Origin of the sequence: Pseudoduganella guangdongensis, from assembly GCF_009857475.1 — a bacterium.
GTDB lineage: Bacteria > Pseudomonadota > Gammaproteobacteria > Burkholderiales > Burkholderiaceae_D > Rugamonas > Rugamonas guangdongensis.
The window spans coordinates 1-584 of record NZ_WWCJ01000049.1 but is presented as its reverse complement, the minus strand read 5'-3'; the positions used below and the strand labels follow the sequence as shown (position 1 = coordinate 584).

The 584-nt window shown below is 47.9% G+C and carries 1 tRNA gene and 1 rRNA gene; both read right to left on the bottom strand.

The annotated features are described in order from the left end of the window. Window positions 1-224: 224 nt before the first annotated feature. Window positions 225-300: transfer RNA gene (locus tag GTP41_RS26770), tRNA-Ala, on the bottom strand. A 65-nt stretch (window positions 301-365) separates the two neighbouring features. Then, window positions 366-584, bottom strand: a 16S ribosomal RNA gene (locus GTP41_RS26765); the annotation flags it as partial.

Genomic DNA, 584 nt, shown 5'->3' with positions numbered 1-584 from the left:
CCTTCATCGCCTGTAATCGCCAAGGCATCCGCCATGTGCACTTATTCACTTGTCCCTATAACCTTGACGGCTATAAGTTCAAGCATTTACTACTGTGTTTGATGAGTTTTACTACTACCCTAAGTGATATCTTTCGATATCGCTTAATAAAACTTTTACTTCTTCCAGATTGTTAAAGAACGGTACTACTTTTATGTCTGCGTTTGCGCACACATAAAAGCATTTGGTGGAGGATGACGGGATCGAACCGACGACCCCCTGCTTGCAAAGCAGGTGCTCTCCCAGCTGAGCTAATCCCCCTAGGTGATGTTCTTTTATACCAACAGCCGATAAGTGTGAACGTTTGAGTCTGATGCCGACTCTAGAAAGGAGGTGATCCAGCCGCACCTTCCGATACGGCTACCTTGTTACGACTTCACCCCAGTCACGAATCCTACCGTGGTAAGCGCCCTCCTTACGGTTAAGCTACCTACTTCTGGTAAAACCCGCTCCCATGGTGTGACGGGCGGTGTGTACAAGACCCGGGAACGTATTCACCGCGACATGCTGATCCGCGATTACTAGCGATTCCAACTTCATGTAGT